Below are 1,231 nucleotides of genomic sequence, written 5' to 3' on the forward strand. Positions count from 1 at the left end.
CCCCGGTCATCGGGCAGCGACACCATCGCGCCGAGCAGGGGGTGGCCTGCGGGGGTCAGGCCGAGACCGGCCGCGTCACCACGCCGCGCCGGGACATCCAGCCAGAACCGTTCCCGCTGGAACGCATACGTCGGCAGGTCGGCAAGGGCCGGGCCGGCACCGAGGACGGCCGGCCAGTCCACACCCGCCCCGCGGACATGGATACGGGCCAGGGCTTCCACCAGCGCCCTCGGCTCCGCGACATCCGCCCCGCGCAGCCCGGCCGCGAACACCGGCGCAGTCTCCTCGTCCGCGGTCACGCAGTCCGGGCCGAGTGCCGACAGCACACCGTCCGGACCGAGCTCCAGGAACACCGACACACCCTCGGCCTCCAGCGACCGCACACCGTCCAGGAAACGCACCGGACGGCGCACATGCCCCACCCAGTACTCCGCCGAACCCAACTCCTCCGACTGCGCGAGAGCACCCGTCACATTCGAGACCAGCGGCATCTCGGCAGAGCGGTAGTCCAATGCGCGAGCAACGCTCCGGAAGTCATCCAGCATGCCGTCCATGTGCGGCGAGTGGAACGCATGGCTCACCGTCAGCCGCTTGGCCCGCCGCCCACGCTCCTTCCACCCCGCGACGAACTCCTCCACCGCACGGTCGTCACCGGAAACCACCACCGACGACGCACTGTTGACCGCCGCGACCTCCAGCCGGCCACCAAAGGCCCCGGCCGCCAAAGCCGCCCGGACCTCCTCCTCCGACCCCTCCACCGCAGCCATCGCACCATCCGCACGCAACGCCTGCATCAACCGGCCCCGCGCCGCCACCAACCGCACCGCATCAGCAAGCGACAACACACCCGCCACATGCGCCGCAGCGATCTCCCCCACCGAATGACCGATCAGGAAGTCCGGCCGCACACCCCACGACGACACCAACCGGAACAACGCCACTTCCACCGCGAAGATCGCCGGCTGAGCCCACTCCGTCCGATCCAGCAAACCCTCGCCCGCACCCACCTCACCGAACATCACCGCACGCAACGACGAGCCCAGCTCACGGTCGAAGGTCCCGCCCGACGACTCGCCCGCCTCGCGGTCGAACAACCCGACGATCTCGTCCAACGCCTCCGCGAACACCGGGAACGCCGCATACAACGCACGCCCCATACCCACCCGCTGACTGCCCTGACCCGTGAACATCACCGCCGTCCGCACCGGCCCATCAACCACACCGCGAACGA

1 protein-coding gene is annotated in these 1,231 nt (G+C 70.1%); it reads right to left on the minus strand.

All coding sequences use genetic code 11. The features are described 5' to 3' along the window. The coding region (locus ACIA79_RS33550; protein WP_399432210.1) for an acyltransferase domain-containing protein at positions 1 to 1,231 on the minus strand (1,231 nt) is incomplete at both ends.

Source organism: Streptomyces sp. NPDC051310, assembly GCF_044455245.1.
GTDB lineage: Bacteria > Actinomycetota > Actinomycetes > Streptomycetales > Streptomycetaceae > Streptomyces.